We start from the raw sequence: 23,252 nt of genomic DNA, 5'->3' as shown, positions 1-23,252 counted from the left end.
CGTCATCCGCCCGGTGGCACCGGTGGGAGTCTATGTAAGAATGTCTTGACATAAGGGATGGCGCCGGGCGATGGTGAAGGAGCCCCGGCCGGACGGAGTCCCGCCCACGGCACGTCCGGCCCAGGGAGCACCCTGCCCGCGCATCCTCCGCAGCATCCGACGAAAGGCCCCGCCGTGCCCCTCGTGCGCATCGACGTCACCGAGAACCGCCGTACCCCCGAGCAGCTCCGCGCGCTCGCCGACGTCGTCCAGGACGTCATGCTCGAGACCTTCGCGGCCCCGCCCCGGGACCGCTACCAGATCATCACCGAGCACCGGCCCGGGCAGATCATCGCCGAGGACACGGGCCTGGGCCTCACCCGCACCGACGACCTCGTGGTGGTCCAGGTCGTCCAGCAGGGCCGCAGCGAGGCCCAGAAGCAGGCCATGTACCGGGCCCTGGCCGACCGCCTGGAGCAGCGGACCGGCCTGGACCCGCAGGACCTGATCGTCTCCGTCACCGAGAACACCCGCGAGGACTGGTCCTTCGGCCGGGGCGTCGCCCAGTTCCTCACCGGGGAGCTCTGAGCCGCACGGGCCCGCGCGCACGGGAAGGCCCCGTCCACGGACGTTCGTGGACGGGGCCTTCCCGTGTGCCGGTCGACGGGCCGGGGCCCGCCGGGTCACTTGCCCTCGAAGATCTCCCGCATGAGCTGGGCGGTCTCGGACGGCGTCTTGCCGACCTTCACGCCCGCCGCCTCGAGGGCCTCCTTCTTGGCCTGGGCGGTGCCCGAGGAGCCCGAGACGATCGCCCCGGCGTGGCCCATGGTCTTGCCCTCGGGGGCGGTGAAGCCCGCGACGTAGCCGACGACCGGCTTCGTGACGTTGGCCTTGATGAAGTCGGCGGCACGCTCCTCGGCGTCGCCGCCGATCTCGCCGATCATCACGATGGCCTCGGTCTCCGGGTCCGCCTCGAACGCCTCGAGGGCGTCGATGTGGGTGGTGCCGATGATCGGGTCGCCGCCGATGCCGATGGCGGTGGAGAACCCGATGTCCCGCAGCTCGTACATCATCTGGTAGGTCAGGGTGCCCGACTTGGAGACCAGCCCGATCTTGCCCTTGCCGGTGATGTTGGCCGGGGTGATGCCCACGAGGGACTCGCCGGGGGTGATGATGCCGGGGCAGTTCGGCCCGATGATCCGGGTGGTCTGCGCGCCGTTCTCGTCGGTCCGCGACTTGGCGTAGGCCCAGAACTCCGCGGAGTCCTGCACCGGGATGCCCTCGGTGATGACCACGACGAGCGGGACCCCGGCGTCGATGGCCTCGACGACGGCGTCCTTCGTGAAGGCCGGCGGCACGAAGACGATGGAGACGTCCGCGCCGGTCTTCTCCACGGCCTCGGCGACGGTGCCGAAGACGGGGAGCTCGACGGCGTTGCCGTCCTTGTCCTGGTGGGACACGGTGGTGCCGGCCTTGCGGGCGTTGACGCCGCCCATGACCTGGGTGCCGGCCGCGAGCATGCGCGCGGTGTGCTTGGTGCCCTCGCCGCCGGTGATGCCCTGAACGATGACCTTGGAGTCCTTGTTCAAAAAGATAGCCATTGCTGTTCGTTCCTCAGTTGGTCTCGGCGGATCAGTTGGCGCCGTGGGCGAGCTCGGCGGCCTTGTCGGCGCCCTCGTCCATGGTCTCGGCCAGGGTGACGAGGGGGTGGTTCGCGTCCGCGAGGATGCGGCGGCCCTCCTCGACGTTGTTGCCGTCCAGGCGGACGACGAGCGGCTTGTTGGCCTCGTCCCCCAGGATGTCCAGGGCCTTGACGATGCCGTTGGCCACGGCGTCGCAGGCGGTGATGCCGCCGAAGACGTTGACGAACACGGACTCGACCTGCGGGTCGTTGAGGATGACGTCCAGGCCGGCGGCCATGACCTCGGCCGAGGCGCCGCCGCCGATGTCTAGGAAGTTGGCCGGCTTGACGTTGCCGTGCTTCTCCCCGGCGTAGGCGACCACGTCCAGGGTGGACATGACCAGGCCCGCGCCGTTGCCGATGATGCCGACCTCGCCGTCGAGCTTGACGTAGTTGAGGTCGTGCTCCTTGGCCTTCTCCTCGAGGGGGTCGGCGCTGGACTTGTCGGCGAGCGCGGCGTGGTCGGCCTGACGGAACTCGGCGTTCTCGTCGAGGGTGACCTTGCCGTCGAGGGCGATGACCTGACCGTCGCCGGTCTTGACCAGCGGGTTGACCTCCACCAGGGTGGCGTCCTCCTTCGTGAAGACGTCCCACAGCGTGACCAGGACCGGCACGACCTTGGCCGCGGTCTCCTCGTCGAACTTCGCCTGCGCCACGATCTCGCGGGCCTTGGCCTCGGTGATCCCCTCGGTGGGGACGACCTCGACGCGGGCGAGGGCCTCGGGCCGCTCCACGGCGAGCTGCTCGATCTCCACACCGCCCTCGACGGAGCACATGGCCAGGTAGGAGCGGTTGGCGCGGTCCAGCAGGATCGAGAAGTAGTACTCCTCGGCGATGTCGGCGCCCTGGGCGATCATGACCCGGTGGACCGTGTGGCCCTTGATGTCCATGCCGAGGATCTGCTGGGCGTACTCGTAGGCCTCGTCGGCGGTCTTGGCGACCTTCACGCCACCGGCCTTGCCGCGGCCTCCCACCTTGACCTGCGCCTTCACGACGGTGACCCCGCCGATCTTCTCGGCGGCGGCCCTTGCTTCTTCCGGGGTGGTCGCGACGATGCCCTGGAGCACGGGGACGCCGTGCTTCTCGAACAGGTCGCGTGCCTGGTATTCGAACAGGTCCACGGGTGAATGCCCTTCTTCGTCGAAGTCGTGGATCGGCGACGGCCCGGGCAGTAGGCGGGTCGTCCTCCGACCTGATGGTGAACGGAGTGCCGCGCATCCCCGGGCCGAGGCCTGAGGGATGCGTCCGGACCGTTCCGCGGAGCCGTTCCCGGGCGCGGGACGTGCCGGGGCGCTCCCTGTACGAGACTGTAGTCCATGCTGAATCGGCGGCCACAACCGGGCCCGCGCACGAGCTGCCCGGTGTTTCTTGATTGACTGGCCCCATGAGCTCCGTCGACACCCCCGAGAACCGGGCGTTCGCCCCCGCCGACCCCGGCTTCCTCGTCTCCATCGCGACGATCGCCTTCGTGGCCCTCGGCCTGGAGGCCGTGGTCGACGGGACGGTGCTCACGCTCACCGGGGAGATCCCCGCGGTGTACCCCCTGGGCTGGCAGGTCGTCGCCTGGCTGTGCCTGGGCGCGGCCTGGCTCGGGATCCAGCGCGGGCTCGTGGCGTGGCTGCGCCACCGGGCCGTGGAGCCCACGGTCCCGCAGGCGCCCGGGCCCTCCCCCGCCTCCGACCACCGGCGGACCACCGCCGCGCTCGTGCTGTTCGTGCTGGCCGTGCTGCTCGGGGTGATCCTGCCGGTCTTCCTCGTGGGCCGGTGGCGGCTCCAGCCGGTCCAGCTCTACCTCGACCTCTACGCCGACTACGGCGGGGGCGCCTGGCTGGGCATGGTGGGCTTCGCGGCCTACCACGTGGGCCGGTCCCTGCTGCTGGCCCTCGTGCTGATGTGCGCGCAGCGGGCGGTGGAACTGCTCCGGCCGGGCCGCTGGTCGCGGGCGGCCCCGGTGGGCGGACTCGTCCTCGGGGTCCTGCTCGCCCTGCCGGGCCTCGTGCTGGGCGGATGGGCCGCCGCGGCCACGGCGCTGGTGTGCTGCACGCTGCTGGGGACGGTGCACAACCTCACCGGCCGGTCGCTGCGCTGGACGGGCCCCGCGGCGGTCGTGGTGCTCCTGTTCGTCTAGGCGCTGCCGGCCGGGGAGCGGCCGCCCCCGCCCGGCGGCCCGCCCGCACGCCCCGAATCATCGGCTCCCTGCGCCCCGGTGCGGGCGGCGGTGAGCACGGCGGGCGGCACGCCATGTTGCGGCGATCACAGCAATTTCCCCGAGAGGGTTTCCCCTCCCCCGCATATGTCCTAACATAAGGACATCCACACCAGTGAGACGTGCGTCACTCCGCGCGGCACACGTCGCACCGACGAGATCATCACTGTGCAGAGCGCACCGGCTGCGCACGAACAAAGGAACCTTCGATGGCCACATCGTCACCACGGGAGACAGCGGCTGCGCTGCCTCCCCTGACCCCCGGCCCGTACCGCAAGCGCCTGGGCCTCATCTCCATCGTCGCCTGCTTCGGCGGCCTCCTCTTCGGCTACGACACCGGTGTCATCAACGGCGCGCTGCGCCCGATGACCGAGGAGCTGGGCCTGACCCCCTTCACCGAGGGCGTCGTCACCAGCTCGCTCGTCTTCGCCGCCGCCGTCGGGGCTCTGTCCGGGGGCCGCATCTCCGACGCCTGGGGGCGCCGGCGGACCATCCTGCTGCTGGCGGTGCTGTTCTTCGTCGGGACGATGATCGTGGTCTTCACCCCCGGCTACGAGGTCCTCGTGGTCGGGCGCATCTGCCTGGGCCTGGCGGTGGGCGGCGCCTCGGCGGTGGTCCCCGTCTTCCTGGCCGAGCTGGCCCCGTACGAGATCCGCGGCTCGATCGCCGGGCGCAACGAGGTGGCCATCGTGATCGGCCAGCTCTCGGCCTTCGTGATCAACGCGATCATCGGCAACGTCTTCAGCGAGCACCCGAGCGTCTGGCGCTACATGTTCGCGATCTCCGCCCTGCCCGCCGTGGCGCTGTTCATCGGGATGCTGCGGATGCCGGAGTCCCCGCGCTGGCTCGTGGAGAAGGGCCGCCACCGGGAGGCCCTCGAGGTGCTCAAGACGGTGCGCTCGGAGGAGCGGGCGGTCGCCGAGCTCGGCGAGGTCGAGCACGTGGCGGAGGAGGAGCGGGCCGAGCGCCAGATCGGCCTGGGCGCCATCCTCTCCAACAAGAACCTGGTCCGGATCCTGCTCGTCGGCATCGGCCTGGGCATCGCCCAGCAGCTCACCGGGATCAACTCGATCATGTACTACGGCCAGATCGTGCTGATCGAGTCGGGCTTCAGCGCGAACGCCGCCCTGATCGCCAACATCGCCCCCGGCGTGATCGCCGTGGTCGGCGGTTTCATCGCGCTGTACCTCATGGACCGGCTCGATCGGCGCAAGACCTTCATGATCGGCCTGACCCTCACCACCACCTGCCACCTGCTGATCGGCGCCTCCTCCATGCTGCTCGAGGAGGGCAACCCGCTGCGGCCCTTCGTGATCCTGGCCCTGGTCGTGGCCTTCGTCGGCTCCATGCAGACGTTCCTCAACGTCGCCGTGTGGGTCTACCTCTCCGAGGTGTTCCCGCTGCACATGCGCGGCGTGGGGATCGGCGTGTCCGTGTTCATGCTGTGGGTGGCCAACGGCGTGCTCTCCCTCTACTTCCCCTCCCTGGTCGCCGCGGTGGGGATCACGGGGACGTTCTTCCTCTTCGCCGGGGTCGGCGCGCTGGCGCTGCTCTTCGTCTACACGCAGGTCCCCGAGACCCGCGGGCGCACGCTGGAGGCGCTGGAGGAGGACGTGACGACCGGCGCGATCTACACGGTCAAGGCGCCGAACTCCTAGGCCGCCGTCGGCCGCGAGGACCTCGTGGCACGGACGAGCCCCCGGGACCGGAGTCAGCCGACCTTGGTGAGGGGGGCGTAGCGCAGCAGCAGCCGCTTCTCGTCCCCGCCGAAGCGCACCTTGGCCACGGTCTTGTCCCCGGCCCCCTCGACGGACACCACGGTGCCCTTGCCGAAGGCCTTGTGGTCCACGGTGTCCCCGACGGACAGGCTCGGGATCTCCTTATTGGGCTGCACCCGCCCCGCGGCGGCCCGGGACGGCGCCATCCGCTCGAAGGCGGCGTTCGAGGAGGCCGCGGCGCCCCAGTACGAGCCGCGCATCCCGTCCCGCTGCCCGGAGCCGCCGGCGTGCAGGGAGGAGCCCCAGGAGGCCGGGGCCGAGGATCCCTCGCGCTTCCACTCGAGCAGCTCCGCCGGGATCTCGTCCAGGAACGGGCTGGCCGGGTTGTACTGGGACTGGCCCCACATCGAGCGGAACTCGGAGCGGGTGAGGTACAGGCGCTCCCGGGCGCGGGTCAGGCCCACGTAGGCGAGGCGCCGCTCCTCCTCCATCTCCTTCTCGTCCGTGAGGGAGCGCTGGTGCGGGAATAGCCCGTGCTCCATGCCGGTCAGGAAGACCACGGGGAACTCGAGGCCCTTGGCGGTGTGCAGGGTCATGAGGGTGACCACGCCTTGGGCGCGGGCCTCGGCGACCTCCGCCGCGATCTGCTCGGCGCTCGGCCCGCCCTCCGCGGACCCTGCGGGCCGGTTGGGGATCTGGTCCGCGTCGGCCACGAGCGAGACGTGCTCCAGGAACTCGGGCAGCCCGGCGTCGGGGTTGTCGCGCTCGAACTCCCGGACCACGGCCACGAGCTCGGCGAGGTTCTCCACGCGGGACTCGTCCTGCGGGTCGGAGGACCCGCGCAGCGCGGCGAGGTAGCCGGACTGCTCGAGCACCGCCTCGAGCACCGTGGCGGCCCCCGAGGCCTCGGCGACCGAGGCGAGGTCGTCCATGAGCTGCACGAACGCCCGGACGGCGTTCAGCGAGCGGGTGGCCATCCCGGGGGCCTCGTCGGCGCGGCGCAGGGCGTCCATGAAGGAGATCCGCTCGCGCTCGGCGAGCGCGGCCGCCGCCCCCTCGGCGCGGTCGCCGATGCCGCGCTTGGGCTCGTTGACGATGCGGCGGACGTTGATGTCGTCGTCCGGGTTGACGATGGAGCGCAGGTAGGACAGGGCGTCCTTGATCTCCTTGCGCTCGTAGAAGCGGGTGCCGCCCACCACCTTGTACGGCAGGCCCACGCGCATGAGGATCTCCTCGAGGGAGCGGGACTGGGCGTTGGTGCGGTAGAAGACGGCGACGTCACCGGGGCGGTAGCCGTCCTCGTCCTGGAGGCGGTCGATCTCCTCGGCGATGAACCGGGCCTCCTCGTGCTCGTTCTCCGCGGCGTAGCCGGTGATCTTCGCGCCGTCGCCGGACGCGGTCCACAGCCGCTTGTCCCGGCGTGCCTTGTTCTTGGCGATCACCGCGTTCGCGGCGGTGAGGATGTTCTGCGTGGAACGGTAGTTCTGCTCCAGCAGGATGGTGCGCGCCTGCGGGTAGTCCTGCTCGAAGTCGACGATGTTGCGGATGTCGGCCCCGCGGAACGCGTAGATCGACTGGTCGGAGTCGCCCACGACGGTCAGCTCCGCGGGCGGCACGGGGCTCGCCCCGGGACCGGTCTCGGCACCGGCGCCCGTGCCGACGAGCTCCCGGACCAGGGCGTACTGGGCGTGGTTGGTGTCCTGGTACTCGTCGATGAGCACGTGCCGGTACCGGCGCCGGTAGTACTCGGCGACCTGCGGGAACGCCCGGAGCATGTGCACGGTCTGGCCGATGAGGTCGTCGAAGTCCATCGCGTTGGCCGCGCGCAGCCGCTCGGTGTAGCCGCGGTAGACCTGGGCCACCGCGCTCTCGAAGGGGTCGGTCTCCGAGACGCGGGAGAGGTACGTCTCGTCGTCGACGAGCTCGTTCTTCAGCGCCGAGATCCGGTGCTGGATGCTCTTGGGCGCGAAGCGCTTCGGGTCGAGGTCGTGCTGCTTCGCCACGAGGGTGATCAGCCGCAGCGAGTCCGCGGAGTCGTAGATCGAGAAGCTCGACTTCAGGCCCACGCTGGCGGCCTCGCGCCGCAGCACCCGCACGCAGAACGAGTGGAACGTGGAGATCGACATCGACTTCGCCGACTCCCCCACCAGCTCGACCACGCGCTCGCGCATCTCGGCGGCGGCCTTGTTCGTGAACGTGATCGCCAGGATCTCGCCCTGGTGGGCTCGCCCGGTGGCCAGCAGGTGGGCGATCCGGTGGGTCAGCACGCGGGTCTTGCCGGAGCCCGCGCCGGCGACGATCAGCAGCGGCGAACCGGCGTGCTCCACGGCGGCCCGCTGCGGTTCGTTGAGACCCTCCACGAGGGCGTCCGCGGACACGGCGCCGCGGCGCGGGGCCGCACCGGCGGCGGGGCGCGCCGGGGAGGAGGAGGGCAGGAGCGGGTTGTCGAAGAGGTAGTCCATCGTGGTCCCAGTCTACCGAGGGCAGGTGACACCGGGGCCGGGGCGGGAGCCGGCTCAGACGAAGTGCAGCTCCAGCCGGTGCCGCCCGTTGTCGTCGTCGACCCACAGCTCCGAGTCGGCCACGGTCACCCGGACGGGCCGCTTCAGCCGGATGTCGTCGTCGAACTCCGCGGCCCCGTCCTCGCCGCCGCCGTAGACGGTGTCCAGCTCCCGGTCCGTCAGGTCGAGGTGGCGGATGGCGTCGTTGCCGGTGTCGGCGATCACGATGGACCCGTCGTAGAGGATCTGCAGGTCCTCCGGGTGGTCCAGCTGCGCCACGTCGGCCGGCCCGTCGGTGAAGCCCGGCCCCGCCCGGCCCACCACGGTGCAGACCCGCGGGGCGCCGTCGGGCTTGTCCGTGTCGATCTCGATGCAGCGCAGGGAGGAGGAGTCGCGGTCCACGAACCAGAGGGTCCCGGCGCCGTCCTCGGTGATCGAGACGGTGGCGGCGAACGTGGCCTGTCCCGCCCTGCCGTCCCGCCGCCCGGGCTCCCCCGTGCCCGCGAACTCGTACAGCACGTCGGTGTACGGGTCCCAGCGGAACAGCCGGTGCAGGGACGGCACCGCGACGATCACGGCCGAGAGCTTGTGCGACCACACCATGTCCGCGACGGGGGCGCCGCCGAGGACGGAGCAGTCCACCGTGCGGCGCACCGTCTCGTGGTCCTTCTCGAACAGCCTCAGTGCATTGCCCTCGGTCAGCCGCATGAGCAGGCCGTCCGGGAGTCCGATGGACAATTCCATGACCGGCACCTCCGTGTCGTCCTCGTCGCGCGCCCGGTCGTCGTCGGCCGGACCGTTCCCCCGCGGGCCGTGAGGACCGGTGCGGGTGGCCCCAGCCTACTCCTGGGTCGGGCGCCCGGCGGGGGACGCACAGCCGGATCCGCCACCGGACCGCCCGCCGGACCACGGGCCGCGGCACCGGCCGGGCCACGGGCCGGATAATGGGGGCATGGGACTGACACGGGCGCAGAAGGCACGCAAGCACGGCGGCGCGGCGGTCGCGGCACCGCCGCGGGGAACGCGGCTGCACGAGGCGCGGCCCGGGGAGCTGCGGCCCGAGCCCGCCCGGACGAGCTCCGGGCTCGTGGTCGGGGTGGCCATGGGCGTCTCCGCGCTGCTGTGGCTGTACGTGCACGCGTGGGTGCTCCCCCGGTTCGGCGCGGCCGCCGCGGACGGCCTGCTGCTGCCCGAGTGGATGCCCGGCGGGTTCGGCCCGGCGCACGCCGAACGGCTGGCCGCCGCGCTCGGCACTGAGGGACGGGCCCAGTACGAGGCCGTGCACCGCTCCTCCGGGCTGCTCGCCCCGCTCTTCGTGGGCCTGGCGTGGCTGCTCCTCGTCGCCCTCCACACGGCCTCGCGGGCCCGCCGGTGGCTGCGCTCGGCGGTCGTGCTCGGCTTCGCAGCCGTCTCCCTGGCGGGCAACGCGGCGATCGACGCCGCGCTCGCGGATCCCGGCGACGCCTCGGCCGTGGCCACGGCCTCGGCCCTGGTGGTGGCGCGCTGGGTGCTGCTGGCGCTGCTGCTGGCGGTCACCGCGGCGGTGGCCGTGGAGGCGCTGCGGCGCCGGGTGCCGCGGTCTCCGGCCGGCGAGCGGGGGCGCCCCGCGGACCCGCCGCGCTGAGCGGCGGGGCCCGGACGGCGGGACGCCCCGGACCGGGTGGTCCGGGGCGTCCCGGTGGTGCCCCCGATTGGATTCGAACCAACGACACCGGCTTTAGGAGAGCCGTGCTCTATCCCCTGAGCTACGGGGGCGACGCCGAACAGTCTAGGTGCTGCCCGGGAAGCCCGCGAACCGGGCGCGTCTAGGATCGGTGCCATGCCCGTCTACATCGATCCGCCGCTGTGGCCCGCGCACGGGACGCACTTCTCGCACCTGGTCTCCGACTCCTCCTACGAGGAGCTGCACGCCTTCGCGCACCGGCTGGGCGTGCCCCGGCGCGCGTTCGACCGGGACCACTACGACGTGCGGGGAAGCCTCTACGACCGGGCGGTGGCCGCGGGCGCGCGGCCGGTCCCGGGACGCGAGCTCACCCGGGTGCTGCTGCGCAGCGGCCTGCGCGTGCCCGCCCGGGCGCGCCCGGAGCGGATCGCCCGGGTGCTGCGCCGGCGGTGGGACGGGCGCTTCCCCGGCCTGCCGCAGCTCGGCGCGGAGCTCGTCGACCGCTGGGGGGAGCCGCACCGGCACTACCACGGCCGCGCGCACCTGCTGGCGGTCCTCGAGGCCCTCGAGGAGCTGACCGCCGGGGCCGGGCTGGGCCGGGCGCAGCACGACGCGCTCCTGCTGGGCGCCTGGTTCCACGACGCCGTCTACGCCGGCCGGCCCGGGCAGGACGAACGGGACTCCGCCGACCTGGCCCGGGACCGCCTGTCCGCGGCCGGTCTCGCCCCGGAGGTGGTCGCCGAGGTCCGGCGGCTGGTCCTGCTCACCTTCGACCACGCGGCCGCCCCCGGCGACCTCCCCGGGGCGCTCCTGCTGGACGCGGACCTCGCCGTGCTGGGGTCGGCGCCGGACGGGTACGCGGCCTACACCGAGGGCGTGCGCCGGGAGTACGCGCACGTGCCCGACGCCGACTTCGCCGCCGGGCGGCTACGGGTGCTTGAGGCGCTGCGGGACCGGCAGCCGCTCTACCGCACGCCGGCCGCGCAGCGGCGCTGGGCGGCCCGCGCCGCCCGGAACCTGGAGGGCGAGGTCGAGCGGCTGCGCACCGGCGCGGACCGGGGCTCGCCCGCCGACGTGGAGGTCCTCACGATCACGGCGGTGTGCCTGCGCGACGACGACGGCGCACTGCTCACGGTGCGCAAGCGGGGCACCGACCGGTTCATGCTGGTGGGCGGCAAGCTGGACCCGGGCGAGACCGCCGTCGAGGCGGCCGTGCGGGAGACCGCCGAGGAGGTCGGCCTGGCGCTGCGCCCCGGTCAGCTGCGCCTGCTGGGGCAGTTCCGGGCCCCCGCCGCGAACGAGGCCGCCACGTGGGTGCACGCCACGGTGTTCACCGCGCCGCTCACCGGGCGCCCGGAGGCCCGGGCGGAGATCGAGGAGCTGCGCTGGCTGCGGCTGGACGACGTCCCGCTCGCCGGCCTGCCGGCCGATCTGGCGCCGCTGCTGCGGGAGCACGTCATTCCCGCGCTGCGGGGCTCCCCTTCGCCTCGTCCGACTCCGCCGCGGCACGGTGCCGCCGGTGGAGCAGGATCCCGGTGAGCAGGCCCAGCACGATCCCGGCGCCGCCGAGGACGGACAGCCACATGGCGGCGTGGCCGACGAAGGCGGCCACCACGAAGCCGGCCACGATCCCGGGCACGGCGCCGCCGATCATGCCGTAGGCCATGTAGGCGTACTCACGGTCCAGGCTCGTGCGGGCGTTGCGGCTGAAGTCGGTGGCCATGGGCCCAGTCTATCGGCGCCGGAAGCTCCGGCCGGGGCGTGCAGGCGCCCCGGCCGGTGGCGTGCTCCGGGACCGGAGGGCGGGCGGGCGCCCGGACGAACGACGGGTGCGCGGGACCTGTCTGGCCGACCAGGTCCCGCGCACCCGCAGCGATGCTCTCGCGTGCGCTCAGCGCACGCGGACGTAGACCGGGCCGGAGCCCACGTTGACGCTGTCGATGACCGTGGTGCCGCCGTTCCAGCCGCCGTGCACGGCCTTGCCGCCGCCGATGTAGATGCCGATGTGGGCCATGCCCATGCCGCCGTCCGCGTAGTAGACGAGGTCGCCGGGCTTGGCCTGGCCGGCGGAGACCTGCGTGCCGAGGCTCAGGTAGGAGGCGGGCCAGCCGTGGTGGTTGATCCCGGCGGCGCGCAGGGCGTTGCTGACCAGGGCCGTGCAGTCCTGGCCGACGCCGAGCTGGCCCAGGGCGGCCGAGGAGATGGTGGCGCCCTTGCCGGAGGCGGAGCTCTGCGGGGTGACGGTGCGCTCGGCCGCCGGGGCCGCCTGCACGACGGGCTTCGGAGCGGCCGCGGGCTTCGGGGCCGCCTGCACGACGGGCTGCGGTGCCGGAGCAGGCTTCGGGGCGACCACCGGCTTGGGGGCGGCCACCGGCTTCGGCGCCGGCTGGGCCACGGGGGCCGCGGCGGGGGCCGCCTGGACGGCGGGGGCGGCCGGCTGCGGGGCCGGGGCGACGACCGGCTGGGCGGCCGGCGCGGCCGCCTGCTGCTGGTCGGCCGGACGGACCTGCGGCTCCGCCGTCCTCGGCGCCGCCTTCCGCTCCGCCCGGTGCTCGGACGGCTGGTGGGCCTTCACCACGTGGGCGGCCGGCTCGAGGGAGACGGTCGGGGCGGCGGAGGGGGTCGCGGCGGCCACGGCGGACAGCGGGGCGTCGGCGGCGGCCTCCTGGGCCGGGGCCTCCTGCGCGGAGACGGTGGTGGCCAGGGCCAGGCCGGAGAAGGCGGCGACGGCGGCCACGGTGCGGGCCCGGCCGGAGAGGAGGGAGCGGACGCCGGTGGTGGAGGTCAGGTCACGAGTCATGGGGGATTCAGCAGGCTTTCTGGAGGGCCGGGCGGACCTGCCGGGAGACTGCGGTGACAGCACGGATCACCCCGCGCGAGGGCACGCGGGGTGATCCGATCTCCGGCAGCGCGGCGCCGTCCGGATCCGGAGGGCCGCGCACGGCGGGAAGACAGAGGATGGGGTGCCCAGGGGGCGGTGCGCACCGGGCCCGGGGAGGCGGAGGGGGTGCGGCGGACCCGGGAGCGCGGGTCGCGGTGGTCCGGGACGGACCGGGTGTCCCCCGCGGCGACCCTGGGGTCGCCGCGGGGGACGGGCCGGATCAGCCGATCCGGTAGTAGCCGTCGAGCTGCATGGCGTTGACGGAGTGGATCTGCGTGCCCTGCGCCGGGTTCAGCGCCGAGATCATCTTGCCGCCGCCGATGTAGATGCCCACGTGGCCGCCGCCGTTCTGGGAGACGAGGTCGCCGGGCTGGGGGGTGGTCACGGGGGTGCCGGCGGCGAACTGGGCCCAGGTGGTGCGGGGCAGGTCGATGCCGTTCTGGGCGAAGACCCACTGGGTGAAGCCGGAGCAGTCCCAGGCGCCGAAGGAGGTGCCGCCGTAGACGTAGGCGGAGCCGATGCCCTGGTGGGCGGTGCCCACGATGCCGCCGGCGGCCGCGGGGATCTCGGTCGTGGCGTTGGACTGCGGGGTCACGCTCGCGGTGGAGACCGCCGGCTGCGGGGCGGGGGCCGGGGCCTGGTAGGCCGGGGCCGCGGGCTGCGCGGCGACGGGCGCCTGGTAGGTGTAGGAGGCCAGCGAGGCGGCGGCCGAGGCGGGGGCCGAGTAGGCGGCGCCGGAGGACGCGGGGATCTCGGCGTAGGCCTGGGCCGGGGCGATGGAGCCGACGATCGCGGCACCGGCGGCGGCGGCGATCGTGGTGTTGCGCACGGCGTGCGAGGCGGTCTCGGCGCGGTGGCGGGCAGTGCTCTGCTTGAAAATAGCCATGGGTGTGTTCCTCCCTTTGCCTACGAGGTGAGCTGTCGGATTCGGGTGGGAGTCACCCGGCCGCAGAGCGCGTGCGCTCTGAACGACTTAACCCCAAGGCCCCGGATCACCGGGACCGGAAATGGTTCCCCCGCTTCTGCCAAGCAGTTTCTGTGCATGGGCCCCGGGCACCGGCAGAATTCGGCGATGTGCACGAGGGTGCCGATCCGACCAGTGATCGGCACGCGTTGAACAATACATGACCGGTTACGGAAGTGTCACGTTTTGATCACGGAGGGTCACGGAATTGCATCGCGAGACGCCCCGAAATCCGCGGATTGTGTCGCTTCCGGCTATCAGTGCGACCGGCCGGCGAACGGTGGAGCGAGGGTCCGGAGACCTCGGGGTCGCCCGCTGACCAGGGCGTTCACCGTGGACGGGGCCCGGCCCGGCCGAACTGGCCGAAAGTGCCTTGTGAACGTCCCCACAAGGGCGGCGGGGTCGCTCAGGCGGCGAGGACTCGGATGGCCCCGGCCGTGCGCAGGTCGATCTCCGCGGACCGGCCGGTGCGGGCGACCTCGATGCGCACCCGCTGGCCCTCCACGCGCGCCCGGACCACGGCCCCGGTCAGCACGCCCACGTCGCTCAGCACGCCCAGCAGCGCGGAATCGGCCTGCACGACCTCCGGCAGCAGCGCCACGGTGTGGGTCCCCTCCGGATCGGCCCGGGCGGCGTCGAGCAGGGAGGGGTGCCCCGCCGCCGACGGGCTGTCCCCGACGCCCAGTGCGGCCAGGCCGGGGATCGGTGTGCCGTACGGGGAGTAGCGGGGGCTGTGCAGCAGGTCCACCAGCCGCCGCTCGACCTGCTCGCTCATCACGTGCTCCCAGCGGCACGCCTCGTCGTGGACCTGCGCCAGGTCCAGCCCGATGACGTCGGCCAGCAGCCGCTCCGCCAGACGGTGCTTGCGCATCACCTGCACCGCCCGTTCGCGGCCCAGCTCGGTGAGCACCAGGGAGCGGTCGGGTCCCACCGTCAGCAGTCCGTCGCGCTCCATCCGGGACACCGTCTGCGAGACGGTCGGCCCGGAGTGGTCGAGGCGCTCGACGATGCGCGCCCGCATGGGCGTGATGCCCTCCTCCTCGAGCTCGAGCACGGTCCGCAGGTACATCTCCGTGGTGTCGATCAGATCGCTCATGCCTCAGTCATCCTTCGTCCGGCCGTCCGTCCCCGGGGATCCCGCCCGGTCCTGTCCTCCCGCACGAGCTTAGTCCGCGCGCCCCCGCCGCGGAGGGGGCCGCGCCCCGGCGGCGGGGACCGGCCCCGGGTGGGGCAGAATGGGCCGGGGCCCGGCCGCGCACGCCCCGGCTCCGCCGCCCCGCCCGCCGCCTGCCGCACGTCCGTCACGAGGGAGCACCCGTTGTCCGCACACGTCACCATCCCCCAGCACCTGCTCCCCGCCGACGGCCGGTTCGGCGCGGGGCCCTCCCGGGTCCGCCCGGAGCAGGTCGACGCCGTCGCCCGGGCCGGGGCGGGGCTGCTCGGGACCTCCCACCGGCAGGCGCCGGTCCGGGGGCTCGTGCGCTCCGTGCGCGAGGGCCTGGCGCAGTTCCTCGCGCTCCCCGAGGGCCACGAGGTCCTGCTCGGCGTCGGCGGGGCCACCGCCTTCTGGGACGCCGCCGTCTTCGGGCTGGTCGAGGCCAGGGCCCAGCACCTGGTGTTCGGGGAGTTCGGCGCCAAGTTCGCCCAGGCCACGGACGCCGCGCCGTTCCTGGAGGCCTCCTCGGTGGTCGAGTCCGCCCCCGGCACCCGGCCGGAGCCCCGAGCCGAGGACGGCGTGGACGTCTACGCGTGGCCGCAGAACGAGACCTCCACCGGCGTGGCCGCCCCCGTGGTCCGGCCCGCCGGCATCGCCGACGAGGCGCTGGTGCTGGTCGACGCCACCTCGGCGGCGGGCGGGATGGCCGCGGACCTCTCCGCGGCGGACGTCTACTACTTCTCCCCGCAGAAGAACCTCGGCTCCGACGGCGGGCTGTGGCTGGGGGCGTTCTCCCCCGCCGCCGTCGAGCGGATCGAGCGGATCGGCGCCTCGGGCCGCTGGGTCCCCGACTTCCTCAAGCTGACCACGGCCCTGGAGAACTCGCGCCGGGACCAGACCTACAACACCCCGGCGCTGGCCACGCTGGTGATGCTGGACGAGCAGCTGCGCTGGCTCAACGGCCGGGGCGGCATGGCCTGGGCGGCGGCCCGCACGAAGGAGTCCTCCGACCTGGTCTACGCCTGGGCCGAGGACTCCGCCTTCGCCGCGCCCTTCGTGGCCCGCCCGCAGGACCGCTCCACGGTGATCACCACGGTGGACTTCGACCCCACCGTGGACGCCGCCGCCGTGGCGGCCGTGCTGCGCGCCCACGGCGTGGTGGACGTGGAGCCCTACCGCAAGCTGGGGCGCAACCAGCTGCGGATCGCCACCTTCGTCTCGATCGAGCCCGACGACGTCGCCCGGCTGCTGGCCTGCGTGGACCACGTCGTCGAGCGGCTGCGCGCGGCGGGCGGCGGACGCTAGGGGGCCGTCCCCGGGGACGCCGCCCCGGCCGCGGAGCCCCGGGCGCGCAGCCGCAGCCAGAACAGGGCGCCCACCAGGGCCCCGCCGAGCCCGGCGGCCACGGCCACGCCCATCCCCCACCGCGCCCCGAGGGCGTCCGTGATCCACCCGACCACAGGCGCCCCGACCGGGGTGCCGCCCATGAAGATGGCCATGTACAGGCTCATCACCCGCCCGCGCATGACCGGGGAGGTGGTCGTCTGCACGTAGGCGTTGGCGGTGGTCATGATCGTCAGGGAGGACAGCCCGCACGGGACCAGCCACAGCGCGAACACCGTCAGGGTGGGCGCCGTGGCCGCCCCGAGGCAGCTGAGCGCGAAGACGGCGCTGCCGCCGTAGACGTAGCGCAGCCGGGCGCGGCGCCGCCGGGCCGAGAGCAGGGCACCCGCCACCGTGCCCACGGCGAGGACCGAGTTGAGCGCCCCGAAGGTCTCCGGTCCCCGGCCGAACTCGGGCCCGGCCATGGCGGCCAGGAACACGGCGAAGTTCAGCCCGAAGGTGCCGATGAGGAAGATCGTCACCAGCACCGCCACGATGTCGGGACGGCCGCCGACGTAGGCCAGCCCCTCCCGGATCTGCCCGCGCCCCCGTCCGGAGCGCGGCATCCCGCGCAGCTCCTCGGCCCGGATGGCGAGGATCGCGGCGAGCATGGCGCCGAAGGTCAGCGTGTTGAGCAGGAAGACCCACCCGGACCCGATCGAGGCCACGAGCACGCCCGCGGCGGCGGGACCGATCATCCGGGCCGCGTTGAACGAGGTGGAGTTCAGGGCCACGGCGTTGGAGAGGTACTCGTCGTCGACCATCTCCGAGACGAAGGTCTGGCGCACGGGGGCGTCCAGGGTGGACGCGACGCCGAGGGCCAGGGCGAAGGCGTAGACGAGCCCCAGACTCGCCACCCCGGTCAGCACGACCGCGCCGAGCCCCGCCGCGAGCGCGGCCATGGCCGTCTGGGTGCACAGCAGCAGGCGGCGCCGGTCCATCCGGTCGGCGAGCACCCCGGCCCAGGGCGCCAGGAAGAGCTGGGGCAGGAACTGCAGGGCGGTCACCACGCCCATCGCGGTGGCGTCGTGGTCCGAGAGCTCGTCGAAGACCAGCCACGACTGCGCGGTGCGCTGCATCCACGTGCCGATGTTGGACACCAGGGCGCCCAGGAACCAGACGCGGTAGTTGCGGAAGCGCAGGGACCGGAACACGCCGCGGCCGGGATCGGGCCCGTCCGCGGCCGCGACGCCGCCCCGCGGGGCGCTCAGGGCCGTTCGCCGTCCGGCGACGGCACGGCCCCGTCCTGCGCGCCGGACCCGGCGGCGGCCCCGTCGCCGGGTCCGGCCGGATCCTCGGCGGCGGCCTCCGGGGCGGCGGGGGCCGCCGCGGCGTCCTCCTCGGCGCGCTCCTGCTCCTCCTGGGCCTTCTCCTCGGGGCTCACCCGCTCGGACCAGGGCACCCACTCGGGGGCCAGCAGGGCGTCCGCCCCGGGCAGCAGCCCGACCTCGCACACGGTCACCGTCTTGCTGCGCGGCGCCCGGGCGAGGCTGGCGAACCAGTCCCAGCCGCGGTAGCCGGGCAGGGTGCACTCGAAGAGGTGGACGACCAGCCGGTCCTCCTCCACCTGCACGCGGTGACCGGGGCCGATCTGCCAGGGCTCCGCGATCTGCTCCACGCCGGCCCGGGCGGCGGCGACGTCGGCGATCAGCAGGGCGTCCTGCTTGGGGGCCCGGCGGCGGGCCGGGCGCACCGGGCGGGCAGGAGGCGCGACGGCCGCCTCGGCGGGCGCGTCCTGGACGGTCTCCTCGGTCACTGCTGGTCTCCCTCGTGGTGGGTGCTGGGTGGGGTGCCCGGGGCCCGGGCCGGTCGGCTCAGACGTCCAGGTTGTCGGCCACGGTGCGCAGGATGGCCGCGATCTTCCGGCCGTGCGCGGAGTCCGGGTAGCGGCCGCGGTGCAGGCCGTTGGACATCTCGTCCAGGAGCTTGATGAGGTCCTCGGTGATGACCGCCATCTCGTCGGCCGGTTTGCGGACGTTCTTGGCGATCGACGGCGCCCGGTCCAGGATGCGCGCGGACAGCGCCTGCGCGCCGCGCCGCCCCTGGGCCACCCCGAACTCCATGCGCGTCCCCGGCTTCACCGTGGTGGCGCCGGAGGGCAGCGCCGAGGAGGGCAGGAACACCTCCTGGCCGTCGTCGGTGGCCAGGAAGCCGAAGCCCTTCTTGGAATCGAACCACTTCACCTTGCCGGTGGGCACGCTGTCTCCCTCGTCGTCGTCCTCGTGGCAGGGCGGCCCCGCCGTCCGTGCTGCCGGGCCACCCTGTGGAACCCCCCATTCTAGCCCCGCCGCAGGCCCCGGGACGCCCGCGCACGCGGTCACGGCGGGGTCCTCGGCTCGCTATTCTGGACGCATGCCTTCCCACGACGACTGCACCGCCACGCCCGGGGGCCGCCCCGCCCGCCGACCCGGGATCGACCTCCTCGGCGCCGCCGCGGTGGTGCTGGGCCTGGTCTGCGCGGTGTGCCTGGCGCTGCTGCTGGTGCTGAAGGCCCTCGGCGCGGACCCGTGGGACGGGCTGACGGTCATCCCGTGGTTCGTGCTGCCCGTGGCCTTCCTGCTCCTGTGCGCCACCCTGGTGCGCTCCGTGCTGCGCCGGCGCCGGGCCTGACCCGTGGTCCCGGACGGACTGCTCCGGGACCTGGCGGCCCGCTCCCCCGGTGAGCTGGCCGCGCTGCTCGACGCCCGGCCCGACGCCGTGCGCCCCGGGACGACGACGACCGCCGAGCTCGCCGAGGCCCTGCTCTCCCGGGCCGGTCTGAGCCGGGCCGTGGACGAGCTCTCCCGGCCGGAGCTGGACGCCCTCGAGCGGGCCGTGGTCCTCGGCGTCCCGGACGGGCCCGCCGCAGCGCTGCTGGCCGCCCCGCCGTGGGACCGGCTGCACCGGCTGGGCCTGGTCCACCGGGACGGGGACGCGCTGCGGCTCGTGCCCGGGGCGGCGGAGGCCCTGGGCCGCTATCCCGCCGGACTGGGCCGGCCCCGCCGGGTGCTCGCGGAGCGGGCCGCCCGCCTGCGCGGCGCCGAGCCGGCGGGCCCGGCGGCCCCCGCGGAGATCGCGCACTGGCCCGCGCCGGTGCGGGAGGTGCTCGAGCGGTTCCGGTCCCACCCGGTGGGCCTGCTGCCGGACGCGCTGCGCCGCCCGGACCCGGACGCCGCCGCCCGGCCCGTGGACTGGCTCCTGGCCCGCGGCGTCCTGCTCCCCGTGGACTCCCGCCACGTCGAGCTGCCCCGGGAGGTCGGTCTCGCCCTGCGCGGGGGCGACCCCTGGTCCCGGCCCCCGCAGGAGGCCCCCCTCCCCCCGGGCACGCGGGTGCCCGACCGGCTGCGGGACAACGCCGCCGCGGCGGCCGTGGAGCAGCTGCTGCGCCGGCTGGCGGGGCTGCGCGCCGAGCTGCGCGACCGCCCCCTGACCACCCTGCGCGCCGGGGGGATCGGCGTGCGCGAGCTGCGCCGCCTGCGCACCGCCCTGGCCCTGGAGCACCCGGAGCTCGTGCGCCTGCTAGGCCTGGCCGAGCTCGCCGGGCTCGTGGTGCTCGATCCGGACACCTCCGCGTGGCGGCCCGACCCGGCGCCCTTCGAGGACGCCGAGCGCCCCGAGCAGTGGCGGCACGTGGTGAGCTCGTGGCTGGCCGCCGACGTCGTGCCCTCGGCGGCCGGCCTGCCGCTGGCGGACGGCACCGTCGTGGGGGTCCTCACCCGCGGGGCGCACGCCGCGGAGTCCCCGCCGGTGCGCCGGGCGCTGCTGCGGGCCCACGCCGTCCTCGCCGCGGCCGCGCCGGGCGGGCACGGCCCCGAGGACGTCCTGGCGCTCGCCCGGTGGCAGCGCCCGCGGCTGGCCCGCTCCCTCGACCGGTGGGGGCCGGGCATGCTCACGGAGGCGGCCGAGCTCGGCCTCACGGGCGCCGACGCCCTCACCCCGGCCGGCCGCGCGGTCGCCGCGGGCCGGTCCGAGGAGGCCGCCCGGGCGGTGGCCGGCTGGCTGCCCGCCCCCTCGCGCACGGTGCTGCTGCAGGGCGACCTCACCGCCACGGCCACCGGCTACCTCGCCCCGGCCGTGGCCCGCGCCCTGGGCGAGCTCGCGGAGGAGGAGGGCCACGGCCCGGCGGCCCGGCACCGCTTCACCGAGCGCTCCCTGCACCGGGCCCTGGACGCCGGGTGGGACCCGGCGGGCATCCTGGCGTGGCTGGACGGGCACAGCCGCGGCCCGGTGCCGCAGGCGCTGGCCTACCTGGTCGAGGAGGCCGGCCGGGACCACGGCCGGGTCCGGATCACCCGCGCCGACTGGGTGCTGACCGGCGACGAGGACCTCCTCGAGGCCCTCGCCCGCTCCCCGCGCCTGGCGGGGCGCCCGCTGCGCCGGCCCGCCCCGGGGGTGCTCGTGGTCACCGGGGACGAGCCGGGCCCCGGCCGGCGCCGGCCCGGACCGGCGCGCGAGGGCGCCCTCGAGCAGCTCGTCGCCGCCGTCCGGGCCACCGGCACCGAGCCGGCGGTGGAGGCCGCCCGGCCGGGACCGCCGCCGGCCGCCGGGGACCCCGCCCCCATGCCCCGGGTCCCCGCGCCACGCCACCCGGCGCCCTCCGCCGAGGAGGTCGAGGACCTGCTGGCCCGCCTCACCGGCGCGCACGACGTCCCGCCGCCCGACAGCACCGACCGCACCGATCCCCGAGGAGGACACCGATGGGACCCCTGATCGTGCAGAGCGACCGCACCGTGCTGCTCGAGCTCGACCACGAGGACGCCGACGAGGCCCGCCGCGAGCTCGCCGCCTTCGCGGAGCTCGAGCGCGCCCCCGAGCACGTGCACACCTACCGGATCACCCCGCTGGGGCTGTGGAACGCCCGGGCCGCCGGCCTCGACGCCGAACGGGTGCTCGACGTCCTGCTGACCCGCTCCCGCTTCCCCGTCCCGCACGCCCTGCTCGTGGACATCGACGAGACGATGTCCCGCTACGGCCGGCTCGTGCTCGAGAAGGACCCCGTGCACGGGCTCGTGCTGCGCTGCCACGACGCCCCCGTCCTGGAGGAGATCGCCCGGCACCGGAAGATCGCCCCGCTGCTGGGCCCGCGGATCGACGGGGAGACCACCGTGGTCCACGCCAGCGCCCGGGGCGAGCTCAAGCAGCTGCTGCTGGGCGTGGGCTGGCCGGCCGAGGACCGGGCCGGGTACGTGGACGGCACGCCGCACCCCATCTCCCTGACGGGGACGGACCCCGTCTCCGGCGAGGCCTGGGCGCTGCGGCCCTACCAGCACCGGGCCGTGGAGAACTTCTGGGCCGGCGGCAGCGGCGTCGTCGTCCTCCCCTGCGGCGCCGGCAAGACGCTGGTGGGCGCCGCGGCGATGGCGGCGAGCTCGACGACCACGCTCGTGCTGGTCACGAACACGGTCTCCGCCCGGCAGTGGAAGGCCGAGCTGCTGCGCCGCACCACCCTGACGGCGGACGAGATCGGCGAGTACTCCGGGGCGCTCAAGGAGGTCCGCCCCGTCACCATCGCCACCTACCAGGTGCTCACGGCCCGCCGCGGCGGGATCCACCCCCACCTGGAGCTGCTCGACGGCCACGACTGGGGGCTGATCGTCTACGACGAGGTGCACCTGCTGCCCGCCCCCGTCTTCCGGATGACCGCCGAGCTGCAGGCCCGGCGCCGCCTGGGCCTGACCGCCACCCTGGTGCGCGAGGACCACCGGGAGGGCGAGGTGTTCTCGCTGATCGGCCCGAAGCGCTACGACGCCCCGTGGCGGGAGATCGAGGCCCAGGGGCACATCGCCCCTGCGGACTGCGTGGAGGTCCGGGTGGAGCTGCCCGTCGGGGACCGGATGGCCTACGCCGCCGCGGAGGACGCCGACCGGCACCGCCTCGCCTCGTCCTCCCCCCACAAGCTCGACGTCGTGGCCCGCCTGGTGGCCCGCCACCGCGGGGAGCCGGTGCTGGTGATCGGTCAGTTCCTGGACCAGCTGGACGAGCTGGGCGCGCTGCTCGACGCCCCGGTGCTCAAGGGCAGCACGGGCACGGCCCGGCGGGAGCGGCTCTTCGCCGCCTTCCGGGCCGGGGAGCTGCCGGTGCTGGTGGTGTCGAAGGTCGCGAACTTCTCGGTGGACCTGCCCGAGGCCTCCGTGGCGGTGCAGGTCTCGGGCGCCTTCGGCTCGCGCCAGGAGGAGGCCCAGCGCCTGGGGCGGCTGCTGCGGCCCAAGCGGGACGGCCGCCCGGCCACCTTCTACACGGTGGTGGCCCGGGACACCGTGGACGCCGACTACGCCGCCCGGCGCCGCCGGTTCCTCGCCGAGCAGGGCTACGCCTACCGGATCCTCGACGCCGCCGACCTCGCCGCCTCCGGCGAACTCCCCGGGTGACGGCGTGCTGCGTTCAGACGGCTTTCAGGGTCTTCCGAGAAAATGGTGCCCGTGAAGAACGAGAACCCCGAAGCGAAACTGCTCGTCGTCGACGACGAGCCCAACATCCTCGAGCTGCTGGCCACGTCCCTGCGCTTCGCCGGCTTCGAGGTCGTCACCGCCGCCAACGGCCGTGACGCCCTGGCCAAGGCGGAGTCCGAGGACCCGGACCTCGCGGTGCTCGACGTCATGCTCCCGGACATGGACGGGTTCTCCGTGACCCGCAAGCTGCGCGCGGCCGGGCGGCACTTCCCCATCCTCTTCCTCACCGCCAAGGACGAGACGGAGGACAAGGTCACCGGGCTGACCGTGGGCGGCGACGACTACGTCACCAAGCCCTTCAGCCTCGACGAGGTGGTCGCCCGCATCCGGGCCGTCCTGCGCCGGACCCAGCCCGCCGAGGAGGACGACTCGCGGCTGCGCGTGGACGACCTCGTCCTCGACGACGACGCCCACGAGGTCTTCCGCGGCGACCGGGAGATCGACCTGTCCCCCACCGAGTTCAAGCTGCTGCGCTACCTCATGCTCAACCCGAACCGGGTGCTGTCCAAGGCGCAGATCCTCGACCACGTCTGGGAGTACGACTTCAACGGGGACGCCTCCATCGTGGAGTCCTACATCTCCTACCTGCGGCGCAAGATCGACAACGACCCCGAGCTGCCGCCGCTGATCCACACCAAGCGCGGGGTCGGCTACCTGCTGCGGTCCTCGCACAAGCACCACTGACCCGGTCC

The 23,252-nt window shown here is 74.3% G+C and carries 21 protein-coding genes, 1 tRNA gene, 1 pseudogene and 1 riboswitch; of the genes and pseudogenes, 11 read left to right on the top strand and 12 right to left on the bottom strand.

Annotated elements, in window-relative coordinates:
- Positions 1-174: 174 nt before the first annotated feature.
- A complete protein-coding gene (locus ACWCOM_RS09415) occupies positions 175-567 on the top strand; it encodes a tautomerase family protein (RefSeq protein WP_454548477.1) in 393 nt (130 codons plus the stop codon).
- 95 nt (positions 568-662) lie between these two features.
- Here the strand turns inward: ACWCOM_RS09415 and sucD are convergent, their stop codons facing one another.
- Complete coding sequence (gene sucD, locus ACWCOM_RS09410) at positions 663-1,580, bottom strand: succinate--CoA ligase subunit alpha (protein ID WP_454548476.1); 918 nt, start codon at positions 1,578-1,580, stop codon at positions 663-665.
- 31 nt (positions 1,581-1,611) lie between these two features.
- On the bottom strand, positions 1,612-2,781 hold the full coding sequence (sucC, locus tag ACWCOM_RS09405; RefSeq protein WP_454548475.1) for an ADP-forming succinate--CoA ligase subunit beta: 1,170 nt from the start codon (positions 2,779-2,781) through the stop codon (positions 1,612-1,614).
- A 263-nt stretch (positions 2,782-3,044) separates the two neighbouring features.
- Here sucC and ACWCOM_RS09400 point away from each other — a divergent pair, with 263 nt between their 5' ends.
- Positions 3,045-3,788: a hypothetical protein gene (locus ACWCOM_RS09400; RefSeq protein ID WP_454548474.1), complete on the top strand. Its 744-nt coding sequence runs from the start codon at positions 3,045-3,047 to the stop codon at positions 3,786-3,788.
- A 200-nt stretch (positions 3,789-3,988) separates the two neighbouring features.
- Complete coding sequence (locus ACWCOM_RS09395; RefSeq protein WP_454548473.1) at positions 3,989-5,524, top strand: sugar porter family MFS transporter; 1,536 nt, start codon at positions 3,989-3,991, stop codon at positions 5,522-5,524.
- Positions 5,525-5,577: 53 nt separating this feature from the next.
- Here ACWCOM_RS09395 and pcrA read toward each other — a convergent pair whose 3' ends face one another.
- Positions 5,578-8,046, bottom strand: coding sequence for a DNA helicase PcrA (gene pcrA, locus ACWCOM_RS09390; RefSeq protein ID WP_454548472.1), 2,469 nt, complete (start codon positions 8,044-8,046; stop codon positions 5,578-5,580).
- Positions 8,047-8,100: 54 nt separating this feature from the next.
- A complete protein-coding gene (locus tag ACWCOM_RS09385) occupies positions 8,101-8,829 on the bottom strand; it encodes an integrase (protein ID WP_454548471.1) in 729 nt (242 codons plus the stop codon).
- A 208-nt stretch (positions 8,830-9,037) separates the two neighbouring features.
- On the opposite strand from ACWCOM_RS09385, the gene ACWCOM_RS09380 reads away from it, so the two are divergent.
- The gene (locus ACWCOM_RS09380) at positions 9,038-9,709 is read left to right on the top strand and encodes a hypothetical protein (RefSeq protein WP_454548470.1); all 672 of its coding nucleotides are present in this window, start codon (positions 9,038-9,040) and stop codon (positions 9,707-9,709) included.
- Positions 9,710-9,764: 55 nt separating this feature from the next.
- On the opposite strand, the gene ACWCOM_RS09375 is transcribed toward ACWCOM_RS09380, so the two are convergent.
- Positions 9,765-9,840: transfer RNA gene (locus tag ACWCOM_RS09375), tRNA-Arg, on the bottom strand.
- 64 nt (positions 9,841-9,904) lie between these two features.
- On the opposite strand from ACWCOM_RS09375, the pseudogene ACWCOM_RS09370 reads away from it, so the two are divergent.
- Positions 9,905-10,780, top strand: a pseudogene (locus ACWCOM_RS09370) (DUF4031 domain-containing protein); the annotation flags it as partial.
- A gap of 42 nt (positions 10,781-10,822) precedes the next feature.
- Entirely contained in the window at positions 10,823-11,287 is a 465-nt protein-coding gene (locus ACWCOM_RS09365) for an NUDIX hydrolase (protein ID WP_454548523.1), read from the top strand.
- Here the strand turns inward: ACWCOM_RS09365 and ACWCOM_RS09360 are convergent.
- From ACWCOM_RS09360 to ACWCOM_RS09345, 4 genes are all read right to left on the bottom strand, one after another.
- On the bottom strand, positions 11,205-11,471 hold the full coding sequence (locus tag ACWCOM_RS09360) for a hypothetical protein (RefSeq protein WP_454548469.1): 267 nt from the start codon (positions 11,469-11,471) through the stop codon (positions 11,205-11,207). The two genes, ACWCOM_RS09365 and ACWCOM_RS09360, sit on opposite strands and share 83 nt — an antisense overlap.
- A gap of 168 nt (positions 11,472-11,639) precedes the next feature.
- The gene (locus tag ACWCOM_RS09355) at positions 11,640-12,548 is read right to left on the bottom strand and encodes a C40 family peptidase (protein WP_454548468.1); all 909 of its coding nucleotides are present in this window, start codon (positions 12,546-12,548) and stop codon (positions 11,640-11,642) included.
- A 301-nt stretch (positions 12,549-12,849) separates the two neighbouring features.
- Positions 12,850-13,515, bottom strand: coding sequence for a C40 family peptidase (locus ACWCOM_RS09350; protein WP_454548467.1), 666 nt, complete (start codon positions 13,513-13,515; stop codon positions 12,850-12,852).
- A gap of 5 nt (positions 13,516-13,520) precedes the next feature.
- A riboswitch (cyclic di-AMP (ydaO/yuaA leader) is annotated at positions 13,521-13,711 on the bottom strand.
- 288 nt (positions 13,712-13,999) lie between these two features.
- Positions 14,000-14,689, bottom strand: coding sequence for a metal-dependent transcriptional regulator (locus ACWCOM_RS09345; RefSeq protein WP_454548466.1), 690 nt, complete (start codon positions 14,687-14,689; stop codon positions 14,000-14,002).
- 222 nt (positions 14,690-14,911) lie between these two features.
- On the opposite strand from ACWCOM_RS09345, the gene serC reads away from it, so the two are divergent.
- A complete protein-coding gene (gene serC / locus ACWCOM_RS09340) occupies positions 14,912-16,054 on the top strand; it encodes a phosphoserine transaminase (protein ID WP_454548465.1) in 1,143 nt (380 codons plus the stop codon).
- On the opposite strand, the gene ACWCOM_RS09335 is transcribed toward serC, so the two are convergent.
- The 3 genes from ACWCOM_RS09335 to ACWCOM_RS09325 are packed head-to-tail and all read right to left on the bottom strand — an operon-like array spanning position 16,051 to position 18,330.
- Positions 16,051-17,286: an MFS transporter gene (locus ACWCOM_RS09335; protein ID WP_454548464.1), complete on the bottom strand. Its 1,236-nt coding sequence runs from the start codon at positions 17,284-17,286 to the stop codon at positions 16,051-16,053. The two genes, serC and ACWCOM_RS09335, sit on opposite strands and share 4 nt — an antisense overlap.
- Positions 17,287-17,339: 53 nt before the next feature.
- Positions 17,340-17,888, bottom strand: coding sequence for a DUF3027 domain-containing protein (locus ACWCOM_RS09330; protein WP_454548463.1), 549 nt, complete (start codon positions 17,886-17,888; stop codon positions 17,340-17,342).
- A 58-nt stretch (positions 17,889-17,946) separates the two neighbouring features.
- Entirely contained in the window at positions 17,947-18,330 is a 384-nt protein-coding gene (locus tag ACWCOM_RS09325) for a cold-shock protein (RefSeq protein ID WP_454548462.1), read from the bottom strand.
- 154 nt (positions 18,331-18,484) lie between these two features.
- Between ACWCOM_RS09325 and ACWCOM_RS09320 the strand changes: the two genes are divergently transcribed.
- The 4 genes from ACWCOM_RS09320 to ACWCOM_RS09305 are packed head-to-tail and all read left to right on the top strand — an operon-like array spanning position 18,485 to position 23,244.
- On the top strand, positions 18,485-18,742 hold the full coding sequence (locus ACWCOM_RS09320) for a hypothetical protein (RefSeq protein ID WP_454548461.1): 258 nt from the start codon (positions 18,485-18,487) through the stop codon (positions 18,740-18,742).
- 3 nt (positions 18,743-18,745) lie between these two features.
- Positions 18,746-20,821, top strand: coding sequence for a helicase-associated domain-containing protein (locus tag ACWCOM_RS09315; protein ID WP_454548460.1), 2,076 nt, complete (start codon positions 18,746-18,748; stop codon positions 20,819-20,821).
- Entirely contained in the window at positions 20,809-22,479 is a 1,671-nt protein-coding gene (locus ACWCOM_RS09310; protein WP_454548459.1) for a DNA repair helicase XPB, read from the top strand. The genes ACWCOM_RS09315 and ACWCOM_RS09310 overlap by 13 nt, the downstream gene beginning before the upstream one ends.
- 42 nt (positions 22,480-22,521) lie before the next feature.
- Positions 22,522-23,244, top strand: coding sequence for a response regulator transcription factor (locus ACWCOM_RS09305; protein ID WP_062736432.1), 723 nt, complete (start codon positions 22,522-22,524; stop codon positions 23,242-23,244).
- The last annotated feature ends 8 nt before the right edge of the window (positions 23,245-23,252 follow it).

The sequence above is a fragment of the Kocuria sp. KH4 genome (genome assembly GCF_053711175.1).
The sequence above is the reverse complement of the archived record's forward strand: the minus strand, read 5'-3'. Positions and strand labels throughout refer to the sequence as shown.

Bases quoted from the DNA above. Each gene is read 5' to 3' on its own strand.
- sucD (WP_454548476.1), bottom strand. From the start codon at position 1,580: ATGGCTATCTTTTTGAACAAGGACTCCAAGGTCATCGTTCAGGGCATC.
- ACWCOM_RS09400 (WP_454548474.1), top strand. From the start codon at position 3,045: ATGAGCTCCGTCGACACCCCCGAGAACCGGGCGTTCGCCCCCGCCGAC.
- pcrA (WP_454548472.1), bottom strand. From the start codon at position 8,046: ATGGACTACCTCTTCGACAACCCGCTCCTGCCCTCCTCCTCCCCGGCG.
- ACWCOM_RS09385 (WP_454548471.1), bottom strand. From the start codon at position 8,829: ATGGAATTGTCCATCGGACTCCCGGACGGCCTGCTCATGCGGCTGACC.
- ACWCOM_RS09380 (WP_454548470.1), top strand. From the start codon at position 9,038: ATGGGACTGACACGGGCGCAGAAGGCACGCAAGCACGGCGGCGCGGCG.
- ACWCOM_RS09360 (WP_454548469.1), bottom strand. From the start codon at position 11,471: ATGGCCACCGACTTCAGCCGCAACGCCCGCACGAGCCTGGACCGTGAG.
- ACWCOM_RS09355 (WP_454548468.1), bottom strand. From the start codon at position 12,548: ATGACTCGTGACCTGACCTCCACCACCGGCGTCCGCTCCCTCCTCTCC.
- ACWCOM_RS09350 (WP_454548467.1), bottom strand. From the start codon at position 13,515: ATGGCTATTTTCAAGCAGAGCACTGCCCGCCACCGCGCCGAGACCGCC.
- ACWCOM_RS09345 (WP_454548466.1), bottom strand. From the start codon at position 14,689: ATGAGCGATCTGATCGACACCACGGAGATGTACCTGCGGACCGTGCTC.
- ACWCOM_RS09320 (WP_454548461.1), top strand. From the start codon at position 18,485: ATGCCTTCCCACGACGACTGCACCGCCACGCCCGGGGGCCGCCCCGCC.
- ACWCOM_RS09310 (WP_454548459.1), top strand. From the start codon at position 20,809: ATGGGACCCCTGATCGTGCAGAGCGACCGCACCGTGCTGCTCGAGCTC.
- ACWCOM_RS09305 (WP_062736432.1), top strand. From the start codon at position 22,522: ATGGTGCCCGTGAAGAACGAGAACCCCGAAGCGAAACTGCTCGTCGTC.